Annotated in this window: 26 protein-coding genes and 1 pseudogene; 11 read left to right on the forward strand and 16 right to left on the reverse strand. The window is 64.9% G+C overall.

From position 1 onward, the window contains the following. Positions 1 to 8 precede the first annotated feature (8 nt). From QJT78_RS17305 to fliL, 3 genes are read right to left on the reverse strand one after another with little or no spacing between them, the layout of a single operon-like run. A complete protein-coding gene (locus QJT78_RS17305; protein ID WP_038943407.1) occupies positions 9 to 455 on the reverse strand; it encodes a DUF6468 domain-containing protein in 447 nt (148 codons plus the stop codon). Beyond that, positions 452 to 1,654, reverse strand: a complete 1,203-nt coding sequence (gene fliM, locus QJT78_RS17310) for a flagellar motor switch protein FliM (RefSeq protein ID WP_014494007.1) — start codon at positions 1,652 to 1,654, stop codon at positions 452 to 454. Before fliM ends, QJT78_RS17305 begins: the two co-directional genes overlap by 4 nt. Positions 1,655 to 1,673: 19 nt before the next feature. Continuing rightward, on the reverse strand, positions 1,674 to 2,174 hold the full coding sequence (gene fliL, locus QJT78_RS17315) for a flagellar basal body-associated protein FliL (RefSeq protein ID WP_028148507.1): 501 nt from the start codon (positions 2,172 to 2,174) through the stop codon (positions 1,674 to 1,676). Positions 2,175 to 2,555: 381 nt separating this feature from the next. Here fliL and flgF point away from each other — a divergent pair, with 381 nt between their 5' ends. The 4 genes from flgF to flgH are packed head-to-tail and all read left to right on the forward strand — an operon-like array spanning position 2,556 to position 6,058. Then, positions 2,556 to 3,317, forward strand: coding sequence for a flagellar basal-body rod protein FlgF (flgF, locus tag QJT78_RS17320; protein ID WP_028148508.1), 762 nt, complete (start codon positions 2,556 to 2,558; stop codon positions 3,315 to 3,317). Between the two features lie 16 nt (positions 3,318 to 3,333). After that, positions 3,334 to 4,122, forward strand: a complete 789-nt coding sequence (gene flgG, locus QJT78_RS17325) for a flagellar basal-body rod protein FlgG (RefSeq protein ID WP_014494004.1) — start codon at positions 3,334 to 3,336, stop codon at positions 4,120 to 4,122. 10 nt (positions 4,123 to 4,132) lie between these two features. Then, the gene (gene flgA, locus QJT78_RS17330) at positions 4,133 to 5,290 is read left to right on the forward strand and encodes a flagellar basal body P-ring formation chaperone FlgA (protein ID WP_038943403.1); all 1,158 of its coding nucleotides are present in this window, start codon (positions 4,133 to 4,135) and stop codon (positions 5,288 to 5,290) included. Between the two features lie 3 nt (positions 5,291 to 5,293). Further along, entirely contained in the window at positions 5,294 to 6,058 is a 765-nt protein-coding gene (flgH, locus tag QJT78_RS17335; protein ID WP_028148510.1) for a flagellar basal body L-ring protein FlgH, read from the forward strand. 147 nt (positions 6,059 to 6,205) lie between these two features. Here the strand turns inward: flgH and QJT78_RS17340 are convergent, their stop codons facing one another. Both QJT78_RS17340 and QJT78_RS17345 read right to left on the reverse strand, forming a co-directional pair. Next, positions 6,206 to 6,985, reverse strand: coding sequence for a fumarylacetoacetate hydrolase family protein (locus QJT78_RS17340; RefSeq protein ID WP_038943401.1), 780 nt, complete (start codon positions 6,983 to 6,985; stop codon positions 6,206 to 6,208). Between the two features lie 96 nt (positions 6,986 to 7,081). Next, positions 7,082 to 8,110, reverse strand: coding sequence for an aldehyde reductase (locus tag QJT78_RS17345; protein WP_038943400.1), 1,029 nt, complete (start codon positions 8,108 to 8,110; stop codon positions 7,082 to 7,084). A gap of 93 nt (positions 8,111 to 8,203) precedes the next feature. On the opposite strand from QJT78_RS17345, the gene QJT78_RS17350 reads away from it, so the two are divergent. Beyond that, complete coding sequence (locus tag QJT78_RS17350) at positions 8,204 to 8,602, forward strand: helix-turn-helix domain-containing protein (RefSeq protein WP_028148513.1); 399 nt, start codon at positions 8,204 to 8,206, stop codon at positions 8,600 to 8,602. A gap of 297 nt (positions 8,603 to 8,899) precedes the next feature. Here QJT78_RS17350 and dksA read toward each other — a convergent pair whose 3' ends face one another. Together dksA and QJT78_RS17360 are read right to left on the reverse strand one after the other, a co-directional pair. Beyond that, positions 8,900 to 9,265 carry an RNA polymerase-binding protein DksA gene (gene dksA, locus QJT78_RS17355; protein WP_008554760.1) on the reverse strand — a complete coding sequence of 122 codons (366 nt, stop codon included), beginning with the start codon at positions 9,263 to 9,265 and terminating at the stop codon, positions 8,900 to 8,902. Positions 9,266 to 9,479: 214 nt separating this feature from the next. Continuing rightward, on the reverse strand, positions 9,480 to 10,091 hold the full coding sequence (locus QJT78_RS17360; protein WP_038943399.1) for an NAD(P)-dependent oxidoreductase: 612 nt from the start codon (positions 10,089 to 10,091) through the stop codon (positions 9,480 to 9,482). A 165-nt stretch (positions 10,092 to 10,256) separates the two neighbouring features. Here QJT78_RS17360 and QJT78_RS17365 point away from each other — a divergent pair, with 165 nt between their 5' ends. Beyond that, the gene (locus QJT78_RS17365) at positions 10,257 to 10,628 is read left to right on the forward strand and encodes a helix-turn-helix domain-containing protein (protein WP_028148515.1); all 372 of its coding nucleotides are present in this window, start codon (positions 10,257 to 10,259) and stop codon (positions 10,626 to 10,628) included. Here QJT78_RS17365 and QJT78_RS17370 read toward each other — a convergent pair. Continuing rightward, complete coding sequence (locus QJT78_RS17370) at positions 10,625 to 11,038, reverse strand: flagellar assembly protein FliX (protein WP_028148516.1); 414 nt, start codon at positions 11,036 to 11,038, stop codon at positions 10,625 to 10,627. The two genes, QJT78_RS17365 and QJT78_RS17370, sit on opposite strands and share 4 nt — an antisense overlap. A 270-nt stretch (positions 11,039 to 11,308) precedes the next feature. On the opposite strand from QJT78_RS17370, the gene QJT78_RS17375 reads away from it, so the two are divergent. The 4 genes from QJT78_RS17375 (at position 11,309) to QJT78_RS17390 (ending at position 13,832) form a co-directional block, all read left to right on the forward strand. Beyond that, positions 11,309 to 12,433 (forward strand): flagellar basal body P-ring protein FlgI, encoded by a 1,125-nt coding sequence (locus QJT78_RS17375; protein ID WP_028148517.1) that lies wholly within the window; start codon positions 11,309 to 11,311, stop codon positions 12,431 to 12,433. After that, entirely contained in the window at positions 12,433 to 12,801 is a 369-nt protein-coding gene (flgJ, locus tag QJT78_RS17380; RefSeq protein WP_028148518.1) for a flagellar assembly peptidoglycan hydrolase FlgJ, read from the forward strand. The genes QJT78_RS17375 and flgJ overlap by 1 nt, the downstream gene beginning before the upstream one ends. A gap of 11 nt (positions 12,802 to 12,812) precedes the next feature. Beyond that, a complete protein-coding gene (locus QJT78_RS17385; RefSeq protein ID WP_028148519.1) occupies positions 12,813 to 13,310 on the forward strand; it encodes a hypothetical protein in 498 nt (165 codons plus the stop codon). 159 nt (positions 13,311 to 13,469) lie between these two features. Beyond that, positions 13,470 to 13,832: a hypothetical protein gene (locus QJT78_RS17390; RefSeq protein ID WP_028148520.1), complete on the forward strand. Its 363-nt coding sequence runs from the start codon at positions 13,470 to 13,472 to the stop codon at positions 13,830 to 13,832. A 53-nt stretch (positions 13,833 to 13,885) separates the two neighbouring features. On the opposite strand, the gene flaF is transcribed toward QJT78_RS17390, so the two are convergent. The 3 genes from flaF to QJT78_RS17405 form a co-directional block, all read right to left on the reverse strand. Then, complete coding sequence (gene flaF, locus QJT78_RS17395; protein ID WP_028148521.1) at positions 13,886 to 14,254, reverse strand: flagellar biosynthesis regulator FlaF; 369 nt, start codon at positions 14,252 to 14,254, stop codon at positions 13,886 to 13,888. A gap of 290 nt (positions 14,255 to 14,544) precedes the next feature. Continuing rightward, positions 14,545 to 16,158, reverse strand: a complete 1,614-nt coding sequence (locus QJT78_RS17400; RefSeq protein ID WP_038943398.1) for a flagellin — start codon at positions 16,156 to 16,158, stop codon at positions 14,545 to 14,547. A gap of 244 nt (positions 16,159 to 16,402) precedes the next feature. Beyond that, a complete protein-coding gene (locus tag QJT78_RS17405) occupies positions 16,403 to 18,007 on the reverse strand; it encodes a flagellin (RefSeq protein WP_028148523.1) in 1,605 nt (534 codons plus the stop codon). Positions 18,008 to 18,330: 323 nt separating this feature from the next. On the opposite strand from QJT78_RS17405, the gene flbT reads away from it, so the two are divergent. Next, entirely contained in the window at positions 18,331 to 18,756 is a 426-nt protein-coding gene (flbT, locus tag QJT78_RS17410) for a flagellar biosynthesis repressor FlbT (RefSeq protein ID WP_028148524.1), read from the forward strand. A 79-nt stretch (positions 18,757 to 18,835) separates the two neighbouring features. Here the strand turns inward: flbT and QJT78_RS17415 are convergent. The 5 genes and pseudogenes from QJT78_RS17415 to QJT78_RS17435 all read right to left on the reverse strand — a co-directional run bounded on the left by QJT78_RS17415 (position 18,836) and on the right by QJT78_RS17435 (position 25,950). Beyond that, positions 18,836 to 20,330 (reverse strand): annotated as a pseudogene (locus tag QJT78_RS17415) (aspartate aminotransferase family protein). Then, a complete protein-coding gene (locus QJT78_RS17420; RefSeq protein WP_028148526.1) occupies positions 20,327 to 21,580 on the reverse strand; it encodes a hypothetical protein in 1,254 nt (417 codons plus the stop codon). The pseudogene QJT78_RS17415 and the gene QJT78_RS17420 overlap by 4 nt, the downstream one beginning before the upstream one ends. 1 nt (position 21,581) lies before the next feature. Next, the gene (locus QJT78_RS17425; RefSeq protein ID WP_212480623.1) at positions 21,582 to 23,231 is read right to left on the reverse strand and encodes a hypothetical protein; all 1,650 of its coding nucleotides are present in this window, start codon (positions 23,229 to 23,231) and stop codon (positions 21,582 to 21,584) included. Beyond that, entirely contained in the window at positions 23,221 to 24,003 is a 783-nt protein-coding gene (locus QJT78_RS17430; RefSeq protein WP_028148528.1) for a hypothetical protein, read from the reverse strand. Before QJT78_RS17430 ends, QJT78_RS17425 begins: the two co-directional genes overlap by 11 nt. A gap of 72 nt (positions 24,004 to 24,075) precedes the next feature. Continuing rightward, on the reverse strand, positions 24,076 to 25,950 hold the full coding sequence (locus tag QJT78_RS17435; protein WP_028148529.1) for a flagellar protein: 1,875 nt from the start codon (positions 25,948 to 25,950) through the stop codon (positions 24,076 to 24,078). Positions 25,951 to 25,958: the final 8 nt, after the last annotated feature.

Raw genomic sequence — 25,958 nt, forward strand, 5'->3', positions numbered from 1 at the left:
CCCTGACTTTATGCCGCGAGGCCGTTGGATCGTCGTCGTTCGGAGAAGGCTTCGGCCGCAGCCGCCACCGCCTTCGCCGATGAGGGCTTGGCCGCGGGCACCGCGGCCGTTTCCGGGCTCGCCGCAGGGCGCGCGGCGATCGCGATCTTGGACAGGCGCCGCACCACGTTGTCGGCTTCGCCGAGCTGCTTATAGAGCTGGTCCGACATCTGCGTCGCCGCCGCCAGCTGGCTGCCGAGGTTCTCGTTGACGTCGCGCTCGGCGAGCTTCAGCCCGCCGATCGCGCGCTCGGCGATCTCGGTGGCGGTGATCAGCTCGCCGATGACCGCCTTCAGCGAATGCTCGTCCGCCTTCAGCCGCGTCAGCCGCTTGTTGAGCATGACACAGTAAACGATGGTCAGCATCAGCAGGATAGCCACCAGCGTCTCGATCGCCATTCCCAGGGAGTGGTTCATGGGGCCTCCATCATCTTGTTCTGCTCGTCCACCTTCTCGAACATCGCAAGTGTCGTACTTGGCTTGCGCAGGGGTTTCGTCACCCGTATCGCGACGCGGTCGCCGACCCGGCCCATCCGCCCCTCGGTCAGGGTGACGTCGCCGCAACGCACGGTCACGTTGGCATCCGCGCGCATGTCGAGCGGCAGGGTGTCGCCGACCTTGAGCCGCATCAGCTGCTTGAGCGGGATTTCGGCCTCGTAGAGCACGGCGTCGACCGCGATCTCGGCCTGGTTGATCTCGGTGGCGAAATGGCCCTCCCAGATCGTGTCGCGGCCGAATTTTTCGCCCATGAACATCTGGAGCAGGACGCCCCGGATCGGCTCGATGGTCGCGTAAGGCAGCAGCAGCTCGATGTTGCCGCCGCGATCTTCCATGTCGATGCGCAGGCGCACCAGGATCGCGGCGTTGGCAGGACGGCTGATCGCGGCGAAACGCGGATTGGTCTCGAGCCGGTCGATCGTGAAGGTCACCGGCGACAGCGGCCGGAACGCCTGCTCGGCGTCGGCCAGCACCACCTCGACCAGCCGCTTGACCAGCTCGGTCTCGATCGTGGTGTAGGGCCGGCCCTCGATGCGGAGCTGGCTGGCGCCGCGGCGGCCGCCGAGCAGCACGTCGATCATCGAATAGATCAGGCTGGAATCGACCACCGCCATGCCGAAGTTTTCCCACTCCTCGGCCTTGAACACCGAGAGAACGGCCGGCAGCGGGATCGAGTTCATGTAGTCGCCGAAGCGCACCGAGGTGATGCGGTCGAGCGAGACTTCGACGTTGTCGGAGGTGAAATTGCGCAAGGAGGTCGTCAGCAACCGAACCAGGCGGTCGAAGACGATTTCGAGCATCGGCAGACGCTCGTAGGAGACCATCGCCGAATCGATGATCGCGCGAATGCCGGAATGGTCGTCGAGCGTGACGTCGCCGACCGCGAAGCCGAGAAGATTGTCGATCTCCTCCTGCGACAGCACCCGCTCGCCCGAATTCTTGCCTGCGCCGAGATCGCGGCTGCCGTCCTCGACCATGGCCGCCCATTGCAGGGCCATGGTCTCGGATAGTTCGTTTTCGGCAGCAGCCTTCGCGGCCTCCGCGGGATCCTCGGAATCAAGCGAGGCCTCCCATTGGGCGGCAATTGCATCCTGGTCTGGTTGGTCGGTGCCCGCCATGATCCCTAGCCCGTTATGCTCACTGGATCACGACTTCCTTGAACAGCACCGCGCTGACCTGGATCGGGGAAACCGCCGCATTGACGCGCTTGGTCAGCTCTTCCTTGAGGCGGAAGACGCCGGCGGACCCGTTGAGGTCGGAGGAGCGCAGCTCGCGCACATAGGTCTGGAAGATGTCGGTGATGCGCGGCATCGTCGGCTTGATCGCCTCGATCTGCTTCTCTTCCTTCAGCTCCAGCACGACCTTGAGCTTCAGATATTGCACGCGCTCACCAGGCGCGCCGGCGAGGTTGACCATGATGTCGGGCACGTCGACGAAGGCCGGCGGCTTCGGCGGCGGCGCCGCCTCGGCGTGATGCTCGTCGTCGCCATGACGGAAGAAGAAGAACCAGGTCGCGGCACCGCCACCGAGGACGGCGAGCAGGCCGACGGCCATGATGATGAGCTTGAGCTTGTTCTTCGGCGGGGCGGCTTCCGCGCCTTCGGCGGCTCCGCCGCCTTCCGCTTCATTGTCTGCCATGGTCGATAGGCTCGCTCATCTCATAAGGGGTCGAAAGAGCGAAGCCTCCTGGCAGACAGTGACGCGATACAAATGCCCCAGCGCAGTGCGCTCCTCTTACACGCAAACGCTACGGTAATAATGGTTAACGGAATCTTTCGATTGGGCCTCCACTAGGAAAAATCTGCCGGGCAAACATGGCTAACAGAACCTTTCTGCCGCCTCCCCGCGCCCCTCAAAAATCGACAAGACATTGAAATTACGTCATTTTCTGAGTTGGCACGGCTTTCGCTGAGAGAGGACCGAGGCCGGAGGGTTTGGGAGAACCCGGCGGTCTCGTTCACGGGGCGGCCAATGCGCTTGGGAGAGCGAGGTGGCAGGCTCACTCAGGGGAGATTTCCGATGCAGAACGCGCTTCTGATCGGCTTGTCACGGCAGATGACGTTGGAACGGCAGATGGATGTCATCGCCAACAACGTCGCCAATGCCAACACCAACGGCTTCAAGGCCGACCATTCGCTGTTCGAGGAGTTTCTCAACTCGAACGCGCGTGAGGACAATTTCATCGCGTCCGACCGCCGGGTCTCCTATGTGCAGGACCGCGGCACCTTCCGCGACGTCGGCCAGGGGCCGATGGAGCCGACCAACAACCCGCTCGACATGGCGATCGACGGCAACGCGTTCTTCGCGGTGCAGGCCAATGGCGGCGAACGCTACACCCGCGACGGCAAATTCTCGCTCAACAGCACCGGCCAGCTCGTCACCTCCGATGGCAATCTCGTGCTCGGCACCGGCGGCCCGATCACCTTCCAGCCCACCGACCACGACATCAACGTCGCGCCCGACGGAACCGTCACGGTGATCGAGGGCACCGCCAAGACCGACTCGATCCGCGGCAAGATCCGCATGGCTGCGTTCGATGATGCGGCGAAGCTGACCAAGCTCGGCGCCAACCTCTACGACGTCGGCTCCGCTACCCCGCAGGCCATCACCAGGTCGACCGTGCGCCAGGGCTACATCGAGAAGTCCAACGTGAACTCGGTCGGCGAGATGAGCCGCATGGTCGAAGTCATGCGCAGCTACACCGCCATCGCCAACCTGCTCCAGCAGCAGAGCGACCTCCACAAATCGGCGATCGAGAAGCTCGCCGACGTTCCGGCCTGATTAGGGGATCACTGACATGCAAGCGCTCCACACCGCTGCGACCGGAATGGCGGCCCAGGAACTCAACGTCCAGGTCATCTCCAACAACATCGCCAACCTGCGCACCACCGGTTTCAAGAAGCAGACGGCGGCGTTCCAGGACCTGATCTACGAGCACGTCCGCCGCGTCGGCGCGCAAGCCTCGGACCAGGGCACCATCGTGCCGGTCGGCGTCGACATCGGCGGCGGCGTCAAGACCGTCGGCACCCCGCGCAGCATGACGCAGGGCACGCTGTCGCAGACCGGCAACGACCTCGACCTCGCGATCTCGGGCGAGGGCTTCTTCAAGATCCTGATGCCCGACGGCACCTTCCAGTACACCCGCGACGGCACCTTCCAGATGGACAACCAGGGCCGCGTCGTCACCGCGCAGGGCAACCCGGTGCAGCCGACCATCACCATCCCGAACAACGCCTCCGGCCTCGCCGTCAACGAGCAGGGCCAGGTCTCGGTGACGCTGCCGGGTTCGTCGACGTCGGCCGTTCAGGGCCAGATCGGCGTGACCCGCTTCATCAACAAGGCGGGCCTCCAGCCTGTCGGCAACAATCAGTTCGTCGAGACGCCCTCTTCCGGCCCGCCGCAGGACGGCACCGCGAACTCCGAAGGCTACGGCAAGGTCACGCAGGGCAGCCTGGAGCAGGCCAATGTCGACGTCGTCTCGGAGATGAGCGACCTGATCGCCGCGCAGCGCGCCTACGAGATGAACGCCAAGGTCATCAGCGCCGCCGACCAGATGATGCAATCGACCACGGCGTTGTTCCGCTGAGGTGATGACGATGATCCGCACCACCCTCGCCGCGATCTCCGCTTTCCTGCTGCTGGCGCTGCCGGCGCAGGCCGCCGACGATTTCATCGCAGCGCCGACGCTGCGCGCGAGCGTCACCGTGACCTCGGACGTGGTGCGGGTCGGCGATCTCATCGACAATGCCGGCTCAACCGCGCTGATCCCGGTCTACCGCTCGCCCGATCTCGGCACCACCGGCGCGCTGCCGGTCGCGCATGTCTTGTCGGTATTGCGCGCAAAACAGGTGATCGGCGTAATGACCGGCGACATCAAGGAAGTCCAGGTCACCCGCCTCGCCCGCACGCTCGCCAACAAGGACCTCGAAACCGCGGTGGCCTCGGCGCTCGAGCGCCGCTTCGGCCTTGGGGAAGCCGCTAACATCGCCGTCACGTTCGACCGCGGCGTCGCCGACATGCGGCTCGACGCCTCCAACACCGGTGCGCTCCAGCCGGTCGCAACCCGCTATGACGCCCGCAACGGCCGTTTCGACATCGCCTTCGAGATCAACAACGACAACAATCCGACGCCGACCAAGCTGCGCTTCACCGGCACCGCTATCGAGACGGTGGAAGTGGCCGTGCTGACGCGCGACATCGACCGCGCCGACCTCTTGAAATCCTCCGACGTCGCGCTGGAGCGCCGGCCCAAGGCCGAGGTCACCGGCGAGCCCGCCTCGCGCGATCGCACGCTCGGCATGCAGCTGCGCCGGCCGATGCGGGCGGGCATGCCGATCCGCGTCGCCGACATCGTCAAGCCCGACTTCGTGTCGCGCGACCAGAGCGTCACCGTCATCTACCAAGTCCCCGGGATCTACCTCACCACGCGCGGCAAGGCGCTCGAAAGCGGCGCCGAGGGCGACACCGTCAGCGTGCTCAATCTCCAGACCAAGCGCACGCTGGCAGGCATTGTCACCGGTCGCGGCCAGGTGACGATCCAGGGCGCGAGCCAGTCCGCGCCGATGGCGCCTGCGGTCGAGCAGACCTCCTCGCTCAAGCGCGACGAAGCGCCCACCCCCGCGGCCGCTGCTGCAGCGCTCGCCCAGAGCCTGGTCCAGGCCCCCGCGTCTCCGGCCCAAGCCGCTCAAGCTCAGATCGCTCAGGCCCAGATCCCGCAAGTTCGCGTCCCGCAAGCTCCAGCCAAGTCAGAGTAAGTCATGTCCAGGTTCAGTTCGGCTTCCCGTCTTCGTCGCGTCGCGATCTCCGGTCTGCTGCTGGCAGTTTGCGCGATGGCGAGCGGCTGCTCCTCGATCGACCGCCTGTCGCAGATCGGCGAGCAACCGAAATTGTCGGCGATCGACAATCCGACGACGCAGCCCGGCTACAAGCCGGTGCAGATGCCGATGCCGAAGCCGGAAGTCGCCTCCTACAATCCGAACTCATTGTGGCGCAACGGCAGCCGCGCCTTCTTCAAGGACCAGCGCGCGACCCATGTCGGCGACCTCCTGACCGTGACCGTGAACATCACCGACAAGGCCAACATCGCCAACGAGACCCAGCGCAGCCGAACCGCCAAGGAGGATTCGGGGATTACCGATTTCATCGGCAGCCAGACGATCACGCAGCCGCTCAAGATCCTGCCCGGCCGCCTTCTCACCACCGACTCGACATCCTCCGCCGACGGCAAGGGCTCGGTCAATCGCACGGAGGCCTTGCAGACCAACGTCGCCGCGGTCGTGACCCAGGTGCTGCCGAACGGCAACCTCGTGGTCGAAGGCAAGCAGGAGATCCGCGTCAACTACGAGATCCGCGAACTCATCGTCGCCGGCATCGTCCGCCCCGAAGACATCCAGAGCGACAACACCATCGATTCCAGCAAGATCGCACAGGCCCGCATCGCCTATGGCGGCCGCGGCCAGATCACGGACGTGCAGCAGCCGCGCTACGGTCAGCAGGTCATGGACGTGCTGCTGCCCTTCTAAGCCTCTCCCGAGCTCCCACATCGTGTTCGCGAACCTAGGCGCGAACGACGATGTACTACGCGGCCCTCGCTAGCTCCCCTGGCGAGGGCCGCATGTATTTTGTAGAGCCGATTGGGACGACTGACGGCGGGGATTGCCGTAGCAGCCTCACGTAAACTCCGCCTCGACCGTCCCCAGCCCGTCGAGTTCCATCCGCACCTTGTCGCCGGCCTTCAGCCACAGCGTCTTCACCAGGCTCCCCGTCAGCACGAGTTGCCCCGCATGCAGCCCTTTGCCTTCGGCGGCGAGGTGGTTGGCGAGCCAGGCGAGTGCGTTGAAGGGATGGCCGAGCACGTCCGCGCCGGTGCCGTGGCTGACCTCTTCGCCATTGACGATGGCGCGGCCCTTGACCGCCTTCAGGTCCGGCACCGACGAGCGCGGCACCGCCTCACCCAGCACGCAGCCGGCGGCGAAGAAATCGTCGGCGATCAACATCGGCGCGCCCATCGACTCCCACTTCACATAGCGGTCGTCGACGATCTCGATCGCGGGATGATAGGCCTCGACGGCCTCGCCGACCCATTCGGCGGTGAACGGCGCCTCGCCGGCGGCGAGGTCGCGCTTCAATCGCACCGCGATCTCGCACTCGACGCCGACACGGACATAATCGGCAGCTGCGAGCTTGGCCCCGCTCTCGTGCACGCCCTTCTGGAACACGCTGCCGCCGCAGGGATGCGGGATGCCGATATAGTCCTGCATCACCTGACTGGTGCAGCCGATCTTGTAGCCGACCAGCGGCCCGACTTGCGGCAGCAGGAGATCGTGCAGCGCGCGCTGGACCTGATAGCCCTCGGCTTCGTCGGCGGGCGGATGGTCCAGGGCCGCGAGCGGCGCGCGGTTACGGCGCGCGAGCGCAATCGCCTTTGCGGCTTTGAGAATCTTGTCCATTGGCGCCTGCTCCCACGCTACGCAATTGAGGTCGGCACTTCAGCATCCCCGCCGCGGCGTGACAAGCGCGGGCCAAGGGCGGCCCACGGGGCGCTCTCAGCCCTTGACGAGACCGAGCCGGATCAGGCTCTCGGCCGTCGCGAGGATCGCCTCAGTGTTGGAACGGGCCTGCCAGCCGAGCAGCGACCTCGCCTTGGCGCTGGTGGCATGCCGAACCCTCCCAAGCATCGGAACGACCGCGCGCAGCAGCGGAATCCGGTTCGCGGCCAGCCGCACCAGCCAGTCCGGGGCCTGGAGCCGCGGAACCCGGCGCGCCCTGGGCCCGAGTTCCCGCCGCAGCACCCTGGCGATATCGAGGATCGACATCGTCTCACCGGAGACCGCGATGAAGCGCTCGCCTTTCGCTTCGGGCGCCGTCATGGCGCGCAGGTGCAAATCGGCCACGTCGCGCACGTCGACCACGCCGAAATAGACCCGCGGCACCGCCGGCATGGCGCCGTCGAGCAGCGATTTGACGATCTCGATCGAGCCGGAGAAGTCCGGCCCCAGCACGGGGCCAAAAATGCCGGCGGGATTGACGACGGACAATTCGAGCCCACCGCCCTCGCGCGCGACGAAATCCCAGGCCGCCCGCTCGGCCAGCGTCTTGGATTTGATGTAGGGCTGCACGTCGGCGCCGTCGAGATTGGTCCAGTCGGTCTCGTCGAACGGACTGTCGCGCGCCGGATGGCCATAGCCGATCGCGCCCAGCGACGAGGTGACGACGACCCGCCTGACGCCGGCCTCGCGTGCGGCACGCAGCACCCGCAGCGTGCCGTCCCGGGCCGGGATGATCATCTCGTTCTCGTCCTTGGGAACACTGGTCGACAATGGCGAGGCGACATGGAGCACGTAATCACAGCCGGCGACGGCGTCGTGCCAGCCGTCGTCCGCGGTGAGATCGGCGGTGAAGAAGGACAGGCTTTCCGGCGACGCGGCTCCGCCCTCGCGCAACATGGCGAGCACGTCGGCCTGCCGGTCCGGGCGGCGCACCGTGGTCCGCACCTGATGGCCGGCGGCCAGAAGCTGCAAGACGACATGGATGCCGACGAAGCCGGACCCGCCGGTGACCAGAACAATGCTCATTGCCGAATTCCCCCCATTGTGCAGGCGGGCGAATTGGTTCCACCGACCTGCTCAAGGCCGCATCTGGTCACTATCTCCCGGGGAACAAGTAGAATGGATTTCGAGACCGGTATGGAAAACCTGACCAGCGTTTGCGACGGCGACTGCGATTGCAGCCCCGACCCTGCCCTGCTCGCCGACTTCAAGCGCGCAATCCATGCGCTTGGCGGCAAGTGGAAGCTGGAGATCCTGTTCGCGCTGATGAACGGCGCCGTCCGTTTCGGCGCGTTGCGGCGATCGATCGGCGGCATCACCCAGCACATGCTGACCACGCAGCTGCGCGAGCTCGAGCAGGACGGCCTGGTGTCGCGAACCGTCTTCGGGGAGAGACCCTTGAGGGTCGAGTACCAGTTGACGGATGCGGCCTACGGCCTGTTGCCGGCGTTTAAGGAAATATTGAGCTGGTCCAGGCTTTATGGCGATGCGCGCCTTGTGGCGTCGCAGCAAGCCTGATTGCAGCCAAGCCTGATTGCAGCGATGTGTGAAGCTGCCGTATCCGCGCCTCAGCATTCGAGTCGATCTCGTTGATGCGACTCGCAAAACCTCCCGCACCTGAGGTGAAGGCTCTTTCTCATCCGAACTTACGTGAGCTCGGAGGAAGTGACTCCAGCCCATTGATTGCGATTCACTTTTCGTGATCGCGCCTGCGCTGATGCGCGTCACGGAAAGCGGCAGACAAATTGCTGGTCACGGCGCTCAAGCGGCACCGTGAGTCCAAAAACAAAGAGCCGCATCGCTGCGGCTCGGACTCTATTCGTCGCGGTAGACCTTCTCGCGTTTCTCGTGGCGCTCCTGCGCTTCCACCGAGAGCGTTGCGATGGGCCGGGCTTCGAGCCGCTTCAAAGAAATCGGCTCGCCGGTGTCCTCGCAATAGCCGTAGGTGTTGTCCTCGATACGCTGGAGCGCGGCGTCGATCTTGGCGATCAACTTGCGCTGGCGGTCGCGGGCGCGGAGTTCGATGGCGCGGTCGGTTTCGGACGATGCCCGATCAGCGAGATCGGGGTGGTTCACGTTCTCCTCCTGCAGAGCCTGCAGGGTGAGCTTGGACTCTTTGAGGATCTCATCCTTCCAGGCGAGGAGCTTCAAACGGAAGTACTCCTTCTGCCGGTCGTTCATGAAAGGCTCTTTTTCGGTCGGTCGGTAGTTTTTCAACTTTTCCAAGGGCGGCCTATCTGTCTAAGCAACGACTCGCAACGGAAACGGGGTCCGTTAAGCCGGGCTTATATAGCGGCCTCCTGTGACAGACAATATTTCCCTGATCGTTCGGTTAGCGCCCCCAAGCCCTTGCACAGGAAGGTTTATCCTGGAGAACCCGGGGGCGGCCGAAGGCCTAGTAACCGACCGTGAAACGCTGCCTCGGATGGGCCGGCCGCTCGATCTCGTCGGCGAGCGCAATGGCGTAGTCGGCGAAGCTGATCCAGCTTTTCCCGTTCGCATCTGCGAGAAGCTGATCGGTCCCGAGCCGGAACTTGCCGGTTCGCTCGCCCTCGATGAAGAGGGCTGACGGCGAGATAAAGGTCCAGTTCAGGTCCTTTTCCTGTCGCAGCAGATCAAGGAAAGCCCCGCCCGCCTCCGCTTCGGCCTTGTATTGGGCGGGAAAACCGGGGGTTGTAACCAGTTTGACGCCGGGAGCGACTTCCAGGCTGCCGGCACCGCCGACAACGAGGTAGCGACCGACGCCGGACGCCTTCGCCGCGCCGATCAGCTTGAGCGGGTCGCTGGCCAGGAAATGCACGGAACTCACGGCGACGTCATGCCCCGCCCACAATTTGGCAAGGCCAGCCTGGTCGAGCACGTCGCCCTTGGTGGGCGTGACGTTCGGCAGGGCCGCGATCTTTTCGGGGTTCCGGGCGATCGCCGTGACCGCATGGCCGCGGCGCGACAGTTCCTTGGTGATCTCCGACCCGGCCCGGCCCGAGGCGCCGGCGACTGCGATTCTCATGGAAGGCTCCTTTGCTTCTTTTTGGTAACTAGCGGTTACTAGATATCGCAAAGGATGCTGGTGTTAAGAGAGCACTTTGTGCTTACCTGATTACGCAAGAGTAACCGGGACCCGTCACCGGCGCGCGAGCCGGCAAGGGGCCAAACGGATCGTGAGGAGTTGACGATGAAGCCAGACGTCTATGCAGCGAACTGCCCCACGCGCCAGATCCTCGACCGCGTCGGCGACAAATGGGCGGTGCTGATCCTGCTGCTGCTGCGCGAGGAGCCGATGCGCTTCAATCAGTTGCGCCGAACGATTGAAGGCATTTCGCAGAAGATGTTGAGCCAGGTTCTCAAGTCGCTCGAGCGTGACGGCCTGATCAAGCGTCACGCCATCGCGACCGTACCGGTGACGGTGGAGTATTCGATCACGCAGCTCGGTGTGACGCTCGCGGCCGCCGTCGATCCCCTGCGCGATTGGGCCGAGCAGAACCTGAAGGACGTGCTCGCCGCTCAGCGCCGCTACGACGCGCAGCAGAAGGATGAAGCGGCCTAAGCCTGCCCGGCCTTGGCCAGCTCGACCTCGACGCGCAGCTCGATCTCGGACAGCAGGGAATCCAAACCAGGATCGCCCGAGGATGACTTCAGGTTCGCCGCGGCATCGCGCAGCCGCATCACGGTCGAGGCGTCGAGATTGCCGGACAGAAGTCCCATCTTGAGATCGTCGAGCACGTCGAGCGCGGTCCTGCCGCGGGCGACCGAGCGCTTGCGGCGCTCGACCGGATCTTCCTCGATGCCCTGCAGTGCGAGCAGCCCGTCGATGTTCGCGGCGGCCTTCGGTGCGGCAGCGCCCCGCGTCTCCAGCGCCGACGAGGTGTCGGGCAGCACGAAGGTGCCGGAGCTCGTCCGCCTGGCCTGGCTGGCCGGCGTACCAAGCGTGGTGCCGTTCGGTCCGTAGATGCGCATCGCGGGAATCCGGGTGATCGATGCCGTCACCTTCGCCGTCTTATGGTTAACGGCGCGTAAACGGCCCGGCAAAATCTGCCGACAGGCGGCAGTTTCGCTCCTCAGGGAGAACGCTCCCTGGCACCGGTGGAAACAGGTTTATTCAACCTATTCAATCGCGTAACCCCGCTGCCCCGCGTTGGCACAGCACTCGCAAGGAAAGCGTCGGACCAGCTCGTCATGGGAGTGTCGTGGATGGTCCAAGATGTGAGGAGCCTCGGGGAGCAGAGGATGCCAGGCGTTCGTTGGGTGAGGATTGTTGGGGTGGCCTGCGCCGCGCTGTCAGCGCTGGCGCTCTCGGTCACGTCTGCAAGCGCGACATCGCGCATCAAGGACCTCGCCAATATCGAGGGCGTGCGGCAGAACCAGCTCATCGGCTACGGCCTCGTCGTCGGCCTCAACGGCACCGGCGATACGCTCAACAACATCCCCTTCACCAAGCAGTCGCTGCAAGCGATGCTCGAGCGCATGGGCGTCAACATCCGCGGTGCCACCATCCGCACCGGCAACGTCGCCGCCGTGATGGTCACGGGCAATCTGCCGGCCTTCGCCACCCAGGGCACGCGCATGGACGTCACCGTCTCCGCGCTGGGCGACGCCAAGGATCTGCGCGGCGGCACCCTGCTGGTCACGCCCCTGCTCGGCGCCGACGGCAATGTCTACGCGGTCGGACAGGGCTCGCTCGCGATCTCCGGCTTCCAGGCCGAAGGCGAAGCCGCGAAAATCGTGCGCGGCGTTCCGACCGTCGGCCGCATCGCCAACGGCGCCATCATCGAGCGCGAGATCGAGTTCGCACTCAATCGGCTGCCGAATGTGCGGCTCGCGCTGCGCAACGCCGACTTCACCACGGCCAAGCGGATCGCGGCCGCGATCAACGACTATCTCGGCGTCAAGACCGCCGAGCCGATCGATCCCTCGACGGTGCAGCTTTCGATCCCGCCGGAGTTCAAGGGCAACGTCGTCGCCTTCCTCACCGAGATCGAGCAGCTCCAGGTCGATCCTGATCTCGCCGCCAAGATCGTCATCGACGAACGCAGCGGCATCATCGTGATGGGCCGCGACGTTCGCGTCGCCACCGTCGCGGTGGCGCAAGGCAACCTCACCGTCACCATCTCCGAGAGCCCGCAGGTCAGCCAGCCCAACCCGCTGTCACGCGGGCGCACGGTGGTCACGCCGCGCACCGGCGTCAGCGTCGTCGAGGACGGCAAGAAGTTCGCCGTCGTCAAGGACGGCGTCTCGCTTCAGCAGCTCGTCGACGGCCTCAACGGCCTCGGCATCGGCCCGCGCGACCTCATCAGCATCCTCCAGGCGATCAAGGCCGCCGGCGCCATCGAAGCCGACATCGAGGTGATGTGATGCAGACCAGCATGATCAACACCCCGCACGTCGTCACCTCCTCGGCTTTCTCGGTGGAGAGCCGCAACGGCCGGCCTGACTTCGAGCTAGCCGCCGCGTTGCAGAAGGTCTCGCCGCAGCAGCAGTCGAAGGCGCAGAAGACCGCCACCGATTTCGAGGCGATGTTCCTCAACAGCATGTTCTCGCAGATGACCTCGGGCCTGAAGGGCGAAGGCCCGTTCGGCGACACCCCGGGCACCGGCGTGTGGCGTTCGATGCTGACCGAGCAATATTCCAAGAACTTCGCCAAGGCCGGCGGCGTCGGTGTCGCCACCGAAGTCTACCGCACCCTCATCATGCAGCAGGCGAAAACGATCCGCACGGCATAAGGTCAACCGAGATGAACCACTTCAACGCCTCACGTCAGCCGGCGCAAGCGCAGCGCCCCAACACCGCACCCGGCAACGCCGAGGCGCGCAAGGTCGCCGAGCAGCTGATGGATGCGATGAACGCCCTGCTCGGACTGGTCGAGCGCGAGACCGAGCTCGTTCGCGCCGGCCAGGTCCGCGAAGCGATGACGCTCGAGAGCAAGAAGCAGGAGCTGTCGCGAAACTATGTCAGCGCCGTCAGCGAATTGAAGACGAACCAGGCCCAGCTCGCGAAATCCGCGCCCGAGCTGCTCTCGACGCTGCATCGGCATCACGACGCGTTCCGCGCGATGCTCCAGGTCAATCTCACCGTGCTCGCGACCGCACACGCCGTCTCCGAGAGCGTGGTGCGCGGCGTCAACGCCGAGATCCAGAAGCGCAACGTGCCGAACACCTACACGGCGGCGGGACGCCGCGCGGCTCCAGGCCCACGCCACATCACCCCGCTCGCGGTCAGCCGCTCGCTCTGAGCGCGCGCGAAATCTCCCTGCAATTTTACGAAAAACCGCGCGGCGATATCGCCGCGCGGTTAGGCACGTTTGCTTACCCGGTCTTCAATCCTGGTGTTCCATGGTTGCGTATTGAGAGGGGTTGGGATTTGACTCAGACGAGGCAACCAGGAGGCTGCCATGAGTACAGATTTCAGCATCAGGCCGGTGGGGATACCGGCCCCCGTGCAGATCATAACGACGTCCAATGCGGCGGCGAACGAGGCCGTGCAAACTGATTTGCCGGTGAGCCAGACGGTCGCGGCGAGCGATACGAGCGCGGCTGCGCGCAATGATTTGCAGAGCACCAACGATAGCGTTTCACGCCAGGTCGTTTTCAACCAGCCCGCCGCGTCCTTCGTGTTCCAGGTCGTGAACGAAAGGACCGATGCGGTTGTCGATCAGTTTCCGGACGAAGCGATGCTGCGGCGGCGGGCCTATTTCCACGCACTGGACATGAAGTCCGAGCCCCCGCGTCCACTCAGCACCGATCGCAGCGCCTGACGTTCACGCCGCGGGTCGCGACGACCGTATCGAGGTCGTTCGAACCGGTCGCGTTACGACCGTCCCGAAAGACCGGCGGCGATATTGCGATTGATGTCGATCAGCGGGCGGAAGTGATCGAGCTGCGGGCTCATCAGCAGCGCTGCAGTCTGGCTCAGCACGAACACGCTGATATTGGCGATCCTCTGCCGAACGTCGAGCGGCTGCGGATTGGTGTCGCGCATCGCCTCGCTCAGGAAGATGGTCCAGAGCTTGCGGTTGAACATCAACGCCTGCGTCGTCTGCTCGTTGAAGGGATCGGCGCTGTTGATGGCGTCCTGCAGCTTGTTGGCGGCCTTCAGGAGCGTCTGCGCCTCGATATCGCGAGGAGACGCAGTGGTCGTGGCTACACGCGCGTAGGCCGAAGCAGCAGAACTCGACATCGATCACCCTGGAGGTTTCCTCGCCCGTTGTACAGGCTTAAGGATTTCTTTCCCAACCCTAGGCAGCACCGCTTAAGATTTGCTTACGTGAGAGTGCGGACGATCTCCGGACTATTACGGGTCGCGGCATCCACCTTCACCTCAAGGCTAAATCCGCGTGCGCGCACTGTAAACGATTGCATCCATCATGCGCTGATCTGAGCTAATCGACAGTTAGCGATCTCGCTCAAAACAACGGCGAAGCCTAGGCTTCGCCGTCGAATGATTCATCGTGTACGTCAGCGTCGCGCTTAGCGGAGGAGCTGAAGCACGCTCTGCTGCGACTGGTTGGCGAGCGACAGCGCGGAGACTGCGATCGACTGGCGCGTCGAGAGCGCCTGGCTGTTGGCCGCTTCCTCGTTGGTGTCCGCAAGCGTCAGGCTCGACGAGCCGGTCTGCAGCACGTTGATCAGGTTCTTGCTGAAGTCCTGACGGATCTGCACGATCGACAGGTTCGAACCGAGCGTCGACGCCTCGGCACGCAGCGTGGTGCTGGCCGAGTTGAGCGAAGTCAGAATGGCGTTCGCCGATTTCGAGTCCAGGAAATCAACGCCCGAGGTCAAGGGAGCAAGGTTGAGGCCGGCATCGTTGAAGGTGACGCCCTGAATGTTCAGCGTCGAACGCCCGGTTTCGTTGAACACGAGCTTGAGCGTATCGCCGTTCAGCAGATTCACGCCGTTGTAGGAAGAGTCCTGCGCCGTGGTGTTGATTTGCGCGAGCACGTTGTTGTACTGCCCGACCAGATTGGCGCGCGTGGCTTGCGAATCCGGGTCGACGGTGGGCGCCTGCGCGATCAGGCCGTAGAAGGGCTGGCCGCTCGCCGCGGCCGTGCCGCCGATTGCGCCGATCGTCGAGGACGCCGAGTCGTTGGAGGTCACGATGTTGAGATGACCGGTCGTGTCGATCGTCGCCTGCAGGTTGTTCGCCGCCAGCGCAGCGTTGAGCTGATTGAGCGTGGAAACCTGCCCGACGCCGACGCCGGCGCCGAAGGTGATGCTGGTGGCGGTGCCGCCGCCGGTCGCGCCGATCGTCAACGTCTTGCCGCTGAGCGGGGGCGGAACGCGGGCGGTGGTGCCGGCAGTGAGGCCGAGCGCCGTGAGCACGTTGCCCGAGCCGGAGATCGCCAGATCCTGGCTCGTGCCGGTGCTGAGCACGAGCTTGCCGCCGGAAACGGTCGAGGCCGTGCCCGTACCCGTGATGCCGTCGATCGCGCTCAGTACCGACTGCACCGTGAGTGTGCTGCCGGCACCGATGCCGATCGTGACGTTGCCGAACGAGTCGGTGGTCGAGGTGGTTTGCGCGGTCGAGAAGGTGATCGTCTTGCCGTCGACAGTCAGGACCGAACCGTTGGTGATCGTCGTACCGAGATCGTCGGAACCCGCACCGGCGGTACCGACCAGCTTGGTCGCGCCCGTGATCGGCGCCGCGCCGCTCGTATCGTCATTGTTGACGACGGTGCCGGTGACCGTGTTGTTGGTGTATGCCGTGCCCAGCAGGTTGTTGGCGGTCGCACCGGGGACCGCGGCCGCCGTCACGTTGGACTTGGGCGAGTACCCCGTCGGGCTCTGCAGCACCTGGCTGGCGATCGATTTGGCGCTGTCGACCAGCTTTTGCAGCGAGGTGATGCCGGTGTTGGCGGCCTGCAGCACCTGCACACCGTTGCTGATGCCATCCAGGAGATTGCTGATGTCGCTGGCGCGATTGTCGAGCCCCTGTGCGGTGAAGAAGTTGGTTGGATTGTCCAGCGCCGTGTTGACCTTCTTGCCGGTTGCAAGACGTTCCTGCGTGGTAGCGAGCAGGTCGGCTGTCGACTGCAGCGACAACAGGTTCTGGCGGACTGATGCCGAGAGAACGATGTTGGACATTGGCAGATCTTCCTCTTGGAGCGCGACGCGTACGAATCGGAGCCCGCCGGTCTGGCAAATGGGCTTTTGTCTAGTTCTAGGCGCACTCCTTTAAATTAAGGTTAATGGCGGCTTAAGCCACAGGGTTAACAAGGTATTAACCGGCCAGGGTTCCCCAAAACCCGGCTCACGCCGCATCACGCGCAAAAAAACGGCGGGGCAAATGCCCCGCCGTAATGCCTTGTTTGACGATTTTCGCCGCGTATCAGCGCAGGAGCTGCAGCACGCTCTGCTGCGACTGGTTGGCCAGCGACAGCGCCGAGACCGCGATCGACTGGCGGGTCGACAGCGCTTGGCTGTTGGCCGCTTCCTCGTTGGTGTCGGCCAGCGTCAGGTTGGACGAACCGGTCTGCAGGACGTTGATCAGGTTCTTGTTGAAGTCCTGACGGATCTGCACCACCGACAGGTTCGAACCCAGCGTCGATGCTTCCGAACGCAGCGTGCTGCTGGCGGCATTGAGCGTGGTCAGGACCTTGTTGGCCGAGGCGTTGTCCAGGAAGTCGGTGCCCGAGGCGAGGGTCGAAATGTTGAGACCCGCGGTGTTGAAGGTCACACCGGTGATGCTCAGCGTCGACTTGCCGGTTTCGTTGAACGTCAGCTTCAGCGTGTCGCCGTTGAGCAGGTTGACGCCGTTGAAGGAGGCATCCTGCGCGGTCGTGTTGATCTGCGCGAGCACGTTGTTGTACTGCGCAACCAGGCCTGCACGCTGGCTCTGCGAGGTCGGATCGGCAACCGGAGCCCCGATGGCAGCGCTGTGGAACGGACCGGTGGCGGTAAAGGCCGAGCCGCCGAGCGTGCCGATCGTCGAGGAGGCCGCGTCGTTCGTGGTCGTGATGGAGATCACGCCGGTCGAGTCGATCGAGGCCTGCAGGTTGTTGGCCGCCAGCGCCGAATTGAGCCCGTTCAGCGTCGAGACCTGGCCGGTGCCGGTGCCGAAGGTGATGCTGGTGGGCGTGCCGCCGCCGGTGGCTGCGATCGTCAGCGTCTGGCCCGAGATGGCGGGCGGGACGCGGGCGGTGGTGCCGGCGGTGAGACCGAGCGCAGTGAGCACGTTGCCCGAACCCGCGATCGTGAGATCCGAGGTCGTGCCGGTGCTCAGCGTGAGCTTACCAGCCGCGACGGTCGAGGCGGTGCCGGTGCCGGTGATGCCGTCGATCGCGGTCAGCACGCTCTGCACCGTCAAGGTGCTGCCCGTGCCGATGCCGATGGTGACGTTGCCGGCGGTGTCGGTGGTCGAGGTGGTCTGCGCGGTCGAGAACGTGATGGTCTTGCCGTTGACCGTCAGGACCGAGCCGTTGGTGATGGCGGTGCTGAGGTCGTCGGAACCCGCGCCGGCGGTACCGACCAGCTGGGTGGAGGCCGTGATGTTGACCGCAGTGCCGGTGTTGTCGTTCAGCACGGCGGTGCCGGCAACCGTGTTGTTGGTATAACCGGTACCCAGCAGGTTGTTGGCGGTCGCGCCGGTGATGGCGGTCGAGGTCACGGTCGACTTGGTGGAGTAGCCCGTCGGGCTCTGCAGCACCTGGTTGGCGATCGACTTGGCGCTGTCCACCAGCTTCTGCAGCGAGGTGATGCCGGTGTTGGCTGCCTGGAGAACCTGAACGCCGTTGCCGATGCCATCGAGCAGATTGCCGATGTCGCTGGCGCGGTTATCAAGACCCTGGGCGGTGAAGAAGTTGGTGGGATTGTCCAGAGCCGAGTTCACCTTGCGGCCAGTCGACAGACGGGACTGGGTGGTGGCGAGGAGGTCAGCGGTGGACTGGAGGGAGAGCAGGTTCTGGCGAACCGATGCCGAGAGAACGACGGACATACTGTTACCTTTCTGGTAGCTACGCGTCCTATCTGACCATGATTGATCAGACGACCGGCGGACCGTGCGTCCAAGCCTCTAACAATCCGTGAAATGAAACCCGCAGTTTTTCCGCCGCGACGCTGAAAGCCCCCTTCGAGGCCGCGGCAGATGGCTGGACATGCCGCTATCGGCCTTGAAATTGTTGCATTTTCCGTCCCCGGCGCCGTCGTTTACGACCTGTTAACCATGTTGCGCAAGGATCGGCTCCAAATCACGAACGATCGCCCTCATCGCACGAACGCCGCGACGGATCGTTGTAAAAGGGTTGATGGAGAACAGGCATGGCTCTCAAGGTTGAGCTCAAACCGCACGAACGCATCATCGTCGGCAATTCGGTGATCACCAACACCGACCAGCGCGCCCGCCTCCTGATCGACGGCGAGAACGTGCCGATCCTGCGCGAGCGCGACATCCTCACGCCGGAGACCGCCGACACGCCGGCCAAGCTCGTCTATCTCGCGGTCCAGCTCATGTACATCTCGCCGGATCCGCAGAGCCAGCACGGCACCTACTTCAACCTGGTGCGCGACATCGTCACTGCGGTGCCGAGCGCCTGGCCGATCATCGAAAGCATCAACAACAACATCATGAGCGGCGATCTCTACCGGGCGCTGAAGGATGCCCGCAAGCTGATCGCCTATGAAGAGAAGCTGCGGGACCAGTACCAAGCGACGCATCCCAAGAGCGACGTCAGCTCGGCCGCCTGATCGGCACGCATCAGCCTGCCCAAACGACAACGGCCCCGGATCATCTCCGGGGCCGTTGTCGTTTCAGCTGCGTTCCTGGTCACTGCGCCGCCAGCGGCGGCGCCTCGACCTCGATCAGACCATCGCCGGTCCGCCGCGCGCCGAACTCCAGCACGGCAGCAACAAGCGCGTCGATGTCCGTCTCGTCGGTACGGTGATTGACGATGGCAGCGCGGATCGCGAACCTGCCGTCCAGCGTCGTGCTCGAGGGCGCCGCAACGCCGGACTCCTGGACATCGGCGACGATCTCGCGATTGACCGCATCGTCGACGCGGTAGCGGAAGCAGACGATATTGAGGTTCACCGGTGCCAGCAATTCCAGCCGCGGCTCGGCCAGCACGTTCCAGATATTTCGCCAGCGCGCAGCTTCGCGCGATCACCGCACCCAGCCGGTCGGTGCCGAACGTCTTCAGCGTGAACCAGGTCTTCAGCGCGCGGAAGCCGCGCGACAGGTCGGGGCCGAGATCGCAGGGCCAGACCGCGCCCGCCGCAAGCCCCCTCGCCTCGCGGCGCAGATAGGCCGCCGGCTGCGCAAAGGCCTGCCGGTGCTGCTCGCCGTCGCGGACCAACAGGAAGCCGGCATCGTAGGGCACCTGCCCCCATTTGTGGAAGTCGAGCGCAATGGAATCGGCGAGCTCGATGCCGCCGAGCATGGGCGCGAGCTCCGGCGAGAAGATCGCGAGCGCCCCGAAGGCGCCATCGACGTGAAACCAGATTCCTTCCTCGCGGCACAATTCAGCGATCGCCTTGAGGTCGTCGATCGCGCCGATATCCACCGTGCCGGCAGATGCGACCACCAGGAACGGCTTGAACCCGACTTCGCGATCGATCGCGATCTGCGCGCGCAACGCGGCGACGTCGATACGATGATCGGCATCGACATCGATCCTGCGCAGCGCATCGGTGCCGAGCCCGGCGATGTCCATCGCCCTGGAGACACAGCCATGCGCGGCCCGCGACGTGTAGGCCGTGAGCAGCGCGCCGTCATTGCCGATGCCATGCTGCCGCGCCAGCGTCCCGAGCGCAGCGGTGCGCGCCACCAGCACCGCCATCAAATTGGCCATCGACGTACCCGTGACGAAGATGCCGCTCGCACTCTCCGGGAAAGTGAACAGGCGCCGCATCCACGCGACGATCTGGCGCTCGACTTCGATCGGCATGTGATCGCGTCCGCCGAGATTGGCATTGAGGCCAGCCGCGAGCATCTCCGCGAGCATGCCGACCGCGGTGCCGCCGCCATGCACCCAGCCCATGAACCCGGGATGGACGTTGCCGGTCGCATAGGGCGCGACATGCTCGGCGAATTCGCGATAGACATCGGCAAGGTCGCTCGCCTCGCGCGGCACGTCGGCCTTCAATGCCGCGCGGATGCCGTCGGGAATCGGCTGCCACACCGGCCGCGCGCGGACATTGGCGATGCCGTCGATCGCTTCGTCAAGCATGCGATGGGCGAGCGTGCGAAATTCGCTCCAGTCCTGCGGATCGAGCGAAGCCTGCGCGACGGAGCTATGCGCGTTACGGATGATCTCGTTCATGCTGCGCTCGCCTTGCCCTCTCTTGCGTGCCGCGACAGCATCGCCGTGAACGCGGCAAAGATCTTGCGCATCTGCGGCGGCTTGTACGGAAACACGACCGGCGAATCCATGTTGTGCACGACGGCGGTGTTGTCGGCTTCGAAGACCAGCAGCTCGCGGTCCTGGTTCTCGGCGCAATCCACGATGAAATAATCGAGACCGACGCGCCGGCTCATCTCGTCGAGCGCGGCCTTGTGGCGCGCGGCGAAGGCGTGGTCGAAGTCCAGCATGAAGACGGCCTCTTCAGCCCGCTTCTCCTCACTGAACGCCATGTAGGCGTTGAGATACCAGATGTCCCAGCGATCGGCGATCGCCATGTGGCAGGCGTAGGGCTTGCCGTCGACCATGGCGAGACGGTATTTGCGGTAGAGCCCGTCGGGGCTCGCATAATCGACGAAGCGCGCGACGAAGAAATCCTGCTCCTCGCGCTCGGCGAGATAGGCCGCGAGTGCCGGCGCATCGTCGAGCTTCGCGAGCCCGACACCGGCATGCGTGCCGCGCGGCCGCGCGATCATCGGAAAGCGTAATTCGCCGGCGATGTCCTCGCAAGTGATCCGGCCCTGCGCGAGATCCGTCAATTGCGCGCGCGTCGCGTGGATGGTCGATGGAATCTCGAGACCAGGGATGCCCGCCAGTAGCCGATACAGCTTGTCGCGATCGAGGTTGCCGATGAGATCGGGGCGATTGAGCAGCGGCCGCGGCCAGCGCGGCGCCGCCTTTTCGATCAGGGCGAGCGGTTCCCGGCATTCCTCGGAATCGGATGCGATCACGATGGCGACGTCGTGCTCGGGCAAATTCTCCGGAAGACCGGAGCCCTTGACCACATAGAGCGTCAACAGCTCGATGTCGGAGCCCTCGAGCAGGAAATCGATCGGCGTATTCCCGCCCATGTCGATGTCGGCCGCTAGCGCAAGCACGCGCAAGCTGGGCTTCGGAGCCGCAGCGGGCGTGCGAAACAATTGATGGAAGGTCAGCACCTCCGACTGGATCGCCAGCCCCGCCGCCTTGTCGCCGAGTAGCTGGACGATCAGCGATAGGTCAAGGCCTTCGCCCGCGTGCGCTGCTCCTTCCGTGATCCGCGTGACGAGCTCATCGCGCAGCGGCTGCAGATCGACACCTTCGAAGGCCTGGCGCGTCAGCTGCGCAAAGCCGATGCGGTCGGCATAGTTCGGCACGGTCACGCCGATCGGCGCGGAAACTGGATGCTGCATCTCATACCTCGAAGGCGGACTTTTCCGGCGCGGTTGCGGCTGCGCCGCGGTCAAGCAGCAGCTCGATCTTCACCACGACATGAGCGATGCGATCGAGCAGGTGCTGCACATTGCGTTGCGCCTGCGCCATATCCGGCGACCAGGCCTCGGTCACGAGCCGGGCCCCGACGCAGAGGCGCAGCACGGCCTGCGGCGCGTCGTCCTGCCGCTCCAGCCGGACCGGCTGGCCGATCAGGCTGCGCTGGACGGCGACCTGCCGGTCCGCCGCGCTGCCGCTGATCTCGTCGTTCATGTCACGCCGCAGCGCCCGATGGACGGCGCCGGTCTCGGCCATCGAGACCGGCTTGCCGTCGCGCAGAAGCATGAACGGAAAGATCGTGGCGTGCGCGAACTCCTCGTCGTCCCCGGCAGTCTTCTCGGTCGCCGTTGGAACGGGTTGAAGCGACGGCGACAGCGCGATCATGCTGGCGATGCCGGCGGCAAGCTCGGCCAGCGCCCTGACGCGGAAAGCTCCGGGCACGGCGTAGTAGCTGCCGATCTCCGCGAGCGCCGCCTCCCAGCGCAGCCATTGTCCGAAATTCGGCCGGCGCTCGAAGCGTGAGCGCAGCGCCGTCCAGGCCATCGGCCAATCGCAGCGGCCGGCATAGTCGAAGAAGCCCGGCGCAATCCCCTCAATCCGGTCGAGCGACCGCGAAAACCCTTTCGGCACCAGCAGCGCGCCGCTGAAGGCAGGGCCGCCGAAGAATTTCGAGCCGGTGATCAGCACCATATAGCCGCGGTCGAGATAGGAGCGCAGCCGGCGGCGGCCGAGCCGCGCCTGGCAGGCGTCGACGACGACCTGAACCTTGCGCGGCCAGCGCCGCGCGATCTCGTCGAGACAGGCCACGCTCGGCGCGCGCCAGCCGAGCTTCGAGGAATCCATGATCTGAAGCAGCACGGGCGCACCTTGCGCGATCGTCGCTTCGATCGCCTCCAGCACCGCGGCATCGGTGTCGCCGCGCATCGCGATCCCGGGCTCGGCCCGAAGCAGCGGCAACGGCACACTGGCGCCAGCGATTCCGGCAACCGCGCCGTCCTTGCGGACCGCAAGGCCGCTCGCCGTCATGGAGCTGAAATGGTGACCGCGCGCGGTATGGGCCGTGCCGCTACCGGTCTGGTCGGCGCCGACCACGATCGTCACTGGAGGCGCGCCGAGCACCGCACGCGCTAGGAACAGGGCGTGGAGCTGAGAATCCGTCCCGGACGGCGAGAACACGACGTCGACGCGCGGCGAGAGCTGGAGATGGCCGCGCAACTCCTCGCGCATGTCCTCGCAGCGCGCATCGAAGGCGATCTCGACCTCATCGAACAGGCACCTATGCATCAGCTCTTCGCGTGCCAGCGCGGCGCGGTCATAGGCGAGTTGCGAGATCGTCGATGCCGTCGAGGAGGCGAAATTCCAGATCTCCGGTTCCGGCGAGGCCGCACAGCCATAGGCATTGACGCGATCCCCAGCGTCGAGCGCCAGCCGCGGATCTCCGCCGGAGACGAGCAGCGTGTCCAATGGTGTGAAGAGATCGCGCAGGCGGTAGCGCGAGCCGCCGTCGAATGTGCGCTCGGGGACTGACAGACCGGATGCGCCGGCGCTCATCCCGGAAGGCTCACGCCGCATCGGCAGCTGCCGCGGGCGCGGCTGCGAATTGCGAGGCGATGTCGCCGTGGAACACCGACGGCCCGACGTGATCCAGCGAGCTCTCGATGTCGGCCCAGATCTCGCCGCCGATGTCGGTCCAGCGCTTGCAGAAGGCAAAGTCTTCAGAGAGATACGTCCCGGTCGCCGGGTCGATCATGCATTCGAACAGCGCGAAGCGGTTCTGGCTCGCCGCCAGTGTGTCGTGCGAATGCTCGCGGACGAATTGCAGGCCGGCATAGTTGGGGTGGCGGCACATCGCCTCCAGCACGTGGCGGCGGATCATCAGGAAGCCGGTGCCGGCGTAGCGCACGCGGGTAAAACCGTTGACCACCACGATGCGGTCGGGATCCTCGATCTCGAGCACATAGTCGAGCGCAGCCGCCGGCACATCCGCGCGGCCGGACTCGATCGCCCGCCTCGCCTTGTCCCAGTTGACCCGTTTGATCGGATAACAGCCGGCGACGACATCCGCGCCGCATTCGATCAGCCGGAACACCTGCTCGGGCTTGAAGCCGATGTCGGCGTCGATGAACAGGAAATGGGTCGCCTTTGGATCGTCGAGGAACATCGCGGCCAGATTGGCCCGCGCGCGCGTGATCAGCGCATCGCCGTCGCGCAAGAGCACCTTGAGCTCGAGATTGGACATGCCGTGCACGGCGCGCTGGAGCGCGAAGATCGAGCTCGCATAAATGCTCGAGACCTGCCCGCCGAAGCACGGCGTGGCCACCACAAGCTGCATCTTGTCCGACATCGACGGCCCCCGCCCCGCTCAACTCCTCACCAAAAGGTAAAGAGGCATGGTTAACGGCGTCTTAATGCGCCGTTACAGGAACTTGACGAGTGAGAGCTGCGAGAGGTTCGAGGTGACCTGGTAGGACGCCTGAAGCGCGTTCTGGAGCGACAGGATCTCGCTCGCCACCTGGTCCGGCGAGGCCGATTCCGCCTGGTCGATGATGGACTGGAGCTGCGCCTTGGCCTGGGTCTGGCGCGTGCCTGCGTCCTTCATCGTGTTCTGGGCCATCGCGAGGTCCGTCTGGATGTCCTCGATGTGCTGCTGGCCGGGCTGCTTCGTCAGCGACTGTGTCACCCGCAGGCTCAACGCGGAGACCTGCCCGCCCGCATACTGGCTGGTCGGCGAGGTCGAGAACGTCCCGAACACGGCGATCGCCTGCAATTGCTGCCGGATCGCGTCCTCGTCGGCCTGCGCGCCATATTGCACCGTGACTGAATCATCGACCCGCGCCATCGCCGTGGAGCGCGGCGAGCCTGGCCCGTCGTTGCCGGTGTACCATTTCACGGTATTGGCCGAGCCGTTGACCAGCGTCGTCGCCGAACTCGCCGGTGAAGAACCGACGCGCAAAGGCGGCTGCGTCGCGGTGACCGGCGTCGAGCCGAAACCGAGCGCGTTGAGTGCGCCCGAGTTCGAGGTCGTGATGTTGAGGCTCGCCGCGTCGTCCGTGTTGATCGTGATCGAGCCGCCATGCACGGTCGACGGCTTCGACGTGCCCGTGATCTGGTCGATCTTGCTCATCAGCGTCTGGATGCTGTCGCCGACATTGAGCTGGTTGCCCGTCGCGCCCGAATTGACGAAGGTCAGCGTGGTGCCGTTCACGGTGATGGTGTCGCCGGCGGCGAAGCCCGGCGAGATCGAATTCGAGGGGCTCGCGCCGGACAGCGCCGTTGCTCCGCTGATTGGAGCCGGTGGCGCCGCCTGGTTGTTGACGGGCGCACCGATCGCGGAGCTTGCGGTGTTGAAGAAATTGTCGCCGGCCGTGATCGCGGATGCCGCGACAAGCGAAGTGTTGGCGAGCTTCGTGATCGCGGTGTTCAATGCCGTGTTGAGGTTCGCGGCCGTGTTGGCAGGGGTCGTCGCGTCGATGGCGAAGCTGCCGATCGGCGTCGGCGTGGCCGTGGACGCGGTCAGGTCGACCTGCCCGGTGGTGCCGTCCGGCAGCGTGAACTGGACGCTCAGCTTGTCGCCGTCGTTCGGATTGAGGCCGTTGAGATCGACCGAGAACGACACCGGCGAGCCGCTCGGGCCGGTGACCGTCGCACCCGTCAGCGTCGAGGATACCGCCGCGATCTTCATTCCGAACGGCGATCCGGCGACGTCCTCGGATACCCGCACCGAGCTCGGCGTCGGCTGCGTCTGCACCAGCCGTCCCATGCCGTTGGCACCGAGGTCGGCGGCCTGGCGTTCCGCCATGACGGTCTTGAAGCCCGCCTGCGTGGTCGTGCCGTTGATGATGTCGCCGGCATTGGCAACCGACTGCGTGTTGAACGCCGTCCCGGAGAACAGATAGCGGTTGCCCGACTGCGTGTTGAGAACGCCGACCATCGAGCTGAACTGCGAAGCGGCCGTGTTCTGCGCGACGGTCTGTCCGTTGACGTTGAGATCCTGAGCGGTGCTTGCGGAGCCGGTCTGCACCGTGTTGCGGATCGTCGTGAGCGACTGGAGCGCGGTATTGGCGAGGTTGATGTTCACGTTCACGTTCGTGATCGTGTCGGTATAGGCGGCGATGTTGGAGAGCTGCGAGCGCCCGGCGATCGCAAAGCCCTCGTTGGTGCCCATCCCGGAATAGTTCTGCGACAGCTTGCCGGTCGCGAGCTGCGTCGACAGGTCGGTGAGCTGCTGATTGATGTTGCGGATCTGCGCGCCGAGGACCGACGAAGAGTAGTTAATGCTGCTGATCGACATCTTTCAGA

The sequence above is a fragment of the Bradyrhizobium sp. Mp27 genome (assembly GCF_029953005.1).
Lineage (GTDB): Bacteria > Pseudomonadota > Alphaproteobacteria > Rhizobiales > Xanthobacteraceae > Bradyrhizobium > Bradyrhizobium barranii.

Excerpts from the sequence above, each read along its gene's own strand:
- QJT78_RS17305 (WP_038943407.1), bottom strand. The coding sequence starts at position 455 with ATGAACCACTCCCTGGGAATGGCGATCGAGACGCTGGTGGCTATCCTG.
- fliM (WP_014494007.1), bottom strand. The coding sequence starts at position 1,654 with ATGGCGGGCACCGACCAACCAGACCAGGATGCAATTGCCGCCCAATGG.
- fliL (WP_028148507.1), bottom strand. The coding sequence starts at position 2,174 with ATGGCAGACAATGAAGCGGAAGGCGGCGGAGCCGCCGAAGGCGCGGAA.
- flgF (WP_028148508.1), top strand. The coding sequence starts at position 2,556 with ATGCAGAACGCGCTTCTGATCGGCTTGTCACGGCAGATGACGTTGGAA.
- flgG (WP_014494004.1), top strand. The coding sequence starts at position 3,334 with ATGCAAGCGCTCCACACCGCTGCGACCGGAATGGCGGCCCAGGAACTC.
- flgA (WP_038943403.1), top strand. The coding sequence starts at position 4,133 with ATGATCCGCACCACCCTCGCCGCGATCTCCGCTTTCCTGCTGCTGGCG.
- flgH (WP_028148510.1), top strand. The coding sequence starts at position 5,294 with ATGTCCAGGTTCAGTTCGGCTTCCCGTCTTCGTCGCGTCGCGATCTCC.
- QJT78_RS17340 (WP_038943401.1), bottom strand. The coding sequence starts at position 6,985 with ATGGACAAGATTCTCAAAGCCGCAAAGGCGATTGCGCTCGCGCGCCGT.
- QJT78_RS17345 (WP_038943400.1), bottom strand. The coding sequence starts at position 8,110 with ATGAGCATTGTTCTGGTCACCGGCGGGTCCGGCTTCGTCGGCATCCAT.
- QJT78_RS17350 (WP_028148513.1), top strand. The coding sequence starts at position 8,204 with ATGGATTTCGAGACCGGTATGGAAAACCTGACCAGCGTTTGCGACGGC.
- dksA (WP_008554760.1), bottom strand. The coding sequence starts at position 9,265 with ATGAACGACCGGCAGAAGGAGTACTTCCGTTTGAAGCTCCTCGCCTGG.
- QJT78_RS17360 (WP_038943399.1), bottom strand. The coding sequence starts at position 10,091 with ATGAGAATCGCAGTCGCCGGCGCCTCGGGCCGGGCCGGGTCGGAGATC.
- QJT78_RS17365 (WP_028148515.1), top strand. The coding sequence starts at position 10,257 with ATGAAGCCAGACGTCTATGCAGCGAACTGCCCCACGCGCCAGATCCTC.
- QJT78_RS17370 (WP_028148516.1), bottom strand. The coding sequence starts at position 11,038 with ATGCGCATCTACGGACCGAACGGCACCACGCTTGGTACGCCGGCCAGC.
- QJT78_RS17375 (WP_028148517.1), top strand. The coding sequence starts at position 11,309 with ATGCCAGGCGTTCGTTGGGTGAGGATTGTTGGGGTGGCCTGCGCCGCG.
- flgJ (WP_028148518.1), top strand. The coding sequence starts at position 12,433 with ATGCAGACCAGCATGATCAACACCCCGCACGTCGTCACCTCCTCGGCT.
- QJT78_RS17385 (WP_028148519.1), top strand. The coding sequence starts at position 12,813 with ATGAACCACTTCAACGCCTCACGTCAGCCGGCGCAAGCGCAGCGCCCC.
- QJT78_RS17390 (WP_028148520.1), top strand. The coding sequence starts at position 13,470 with ATGAGTACAGATTTCAGCATCAGGCCGGTGGGGATACCGGCCCCCGTG.
- flaF (WP_028148521.1), bottom strand. The coding sequence starts at position 14,254 with ATGTCGAGTTCTGCTGCTTCGGCCTACGCGCGTGTAGCCACGACCACT.
- QJT78_RS17400 (WP_038943398.1), bottom strand. The coding sequence starts at position 16,158 with ATGTCCAACATCGTTCTCTCGGCATCAGTCCGCCAGAACCTGTTGTCG.
- QJT78_RS17405 (WP_028148523.1), bottom strand. The coding sequence starts at position 18,007 with ATGTCCGTCGTTCTCTCGGCATCGGTTCGCCAGAACCTGCTCTCCCTC.
- flbT (WP_028148524.1), top strand. The coding sequence starts at position 18,331 with ATGGCTCTCAAGGTTGAGCTCAAACCGCACGAACGCATCATCGTCGGC.
- QJT78_RS17420 (WP_028148526.1), bottom strand. The coding sequence starts at position 21,580 with ATGCAGCATCCAGTTTCCGCGCCGATCGGCGTGACCGTGCCGAACTAT.
- QJT78_RS17425 (WP_212480623.1), bottom strand. The coding sequence starts at position 23,231 with ATGCGGCGTGAGCCTTCCGGGATGAGCGCCGGCGCATCCGGTCTGTCA.
- QJT78_RS17430 (WP_028148528.1), bottom strand. The coding sequence starts at position 24,003 with ATGTCGGACAAGATGCAGCTTGTGGTGGCCACGCCGTGCTTCGGCGGG.
- QJT78_RS17435 (WP_028148529.1), bottom strand. The coding sequence starts at position 25,950 with ATGTCGATCAGCAGCATTAACTACTCTTCGTCGGTCCTCGGCGCGCAG.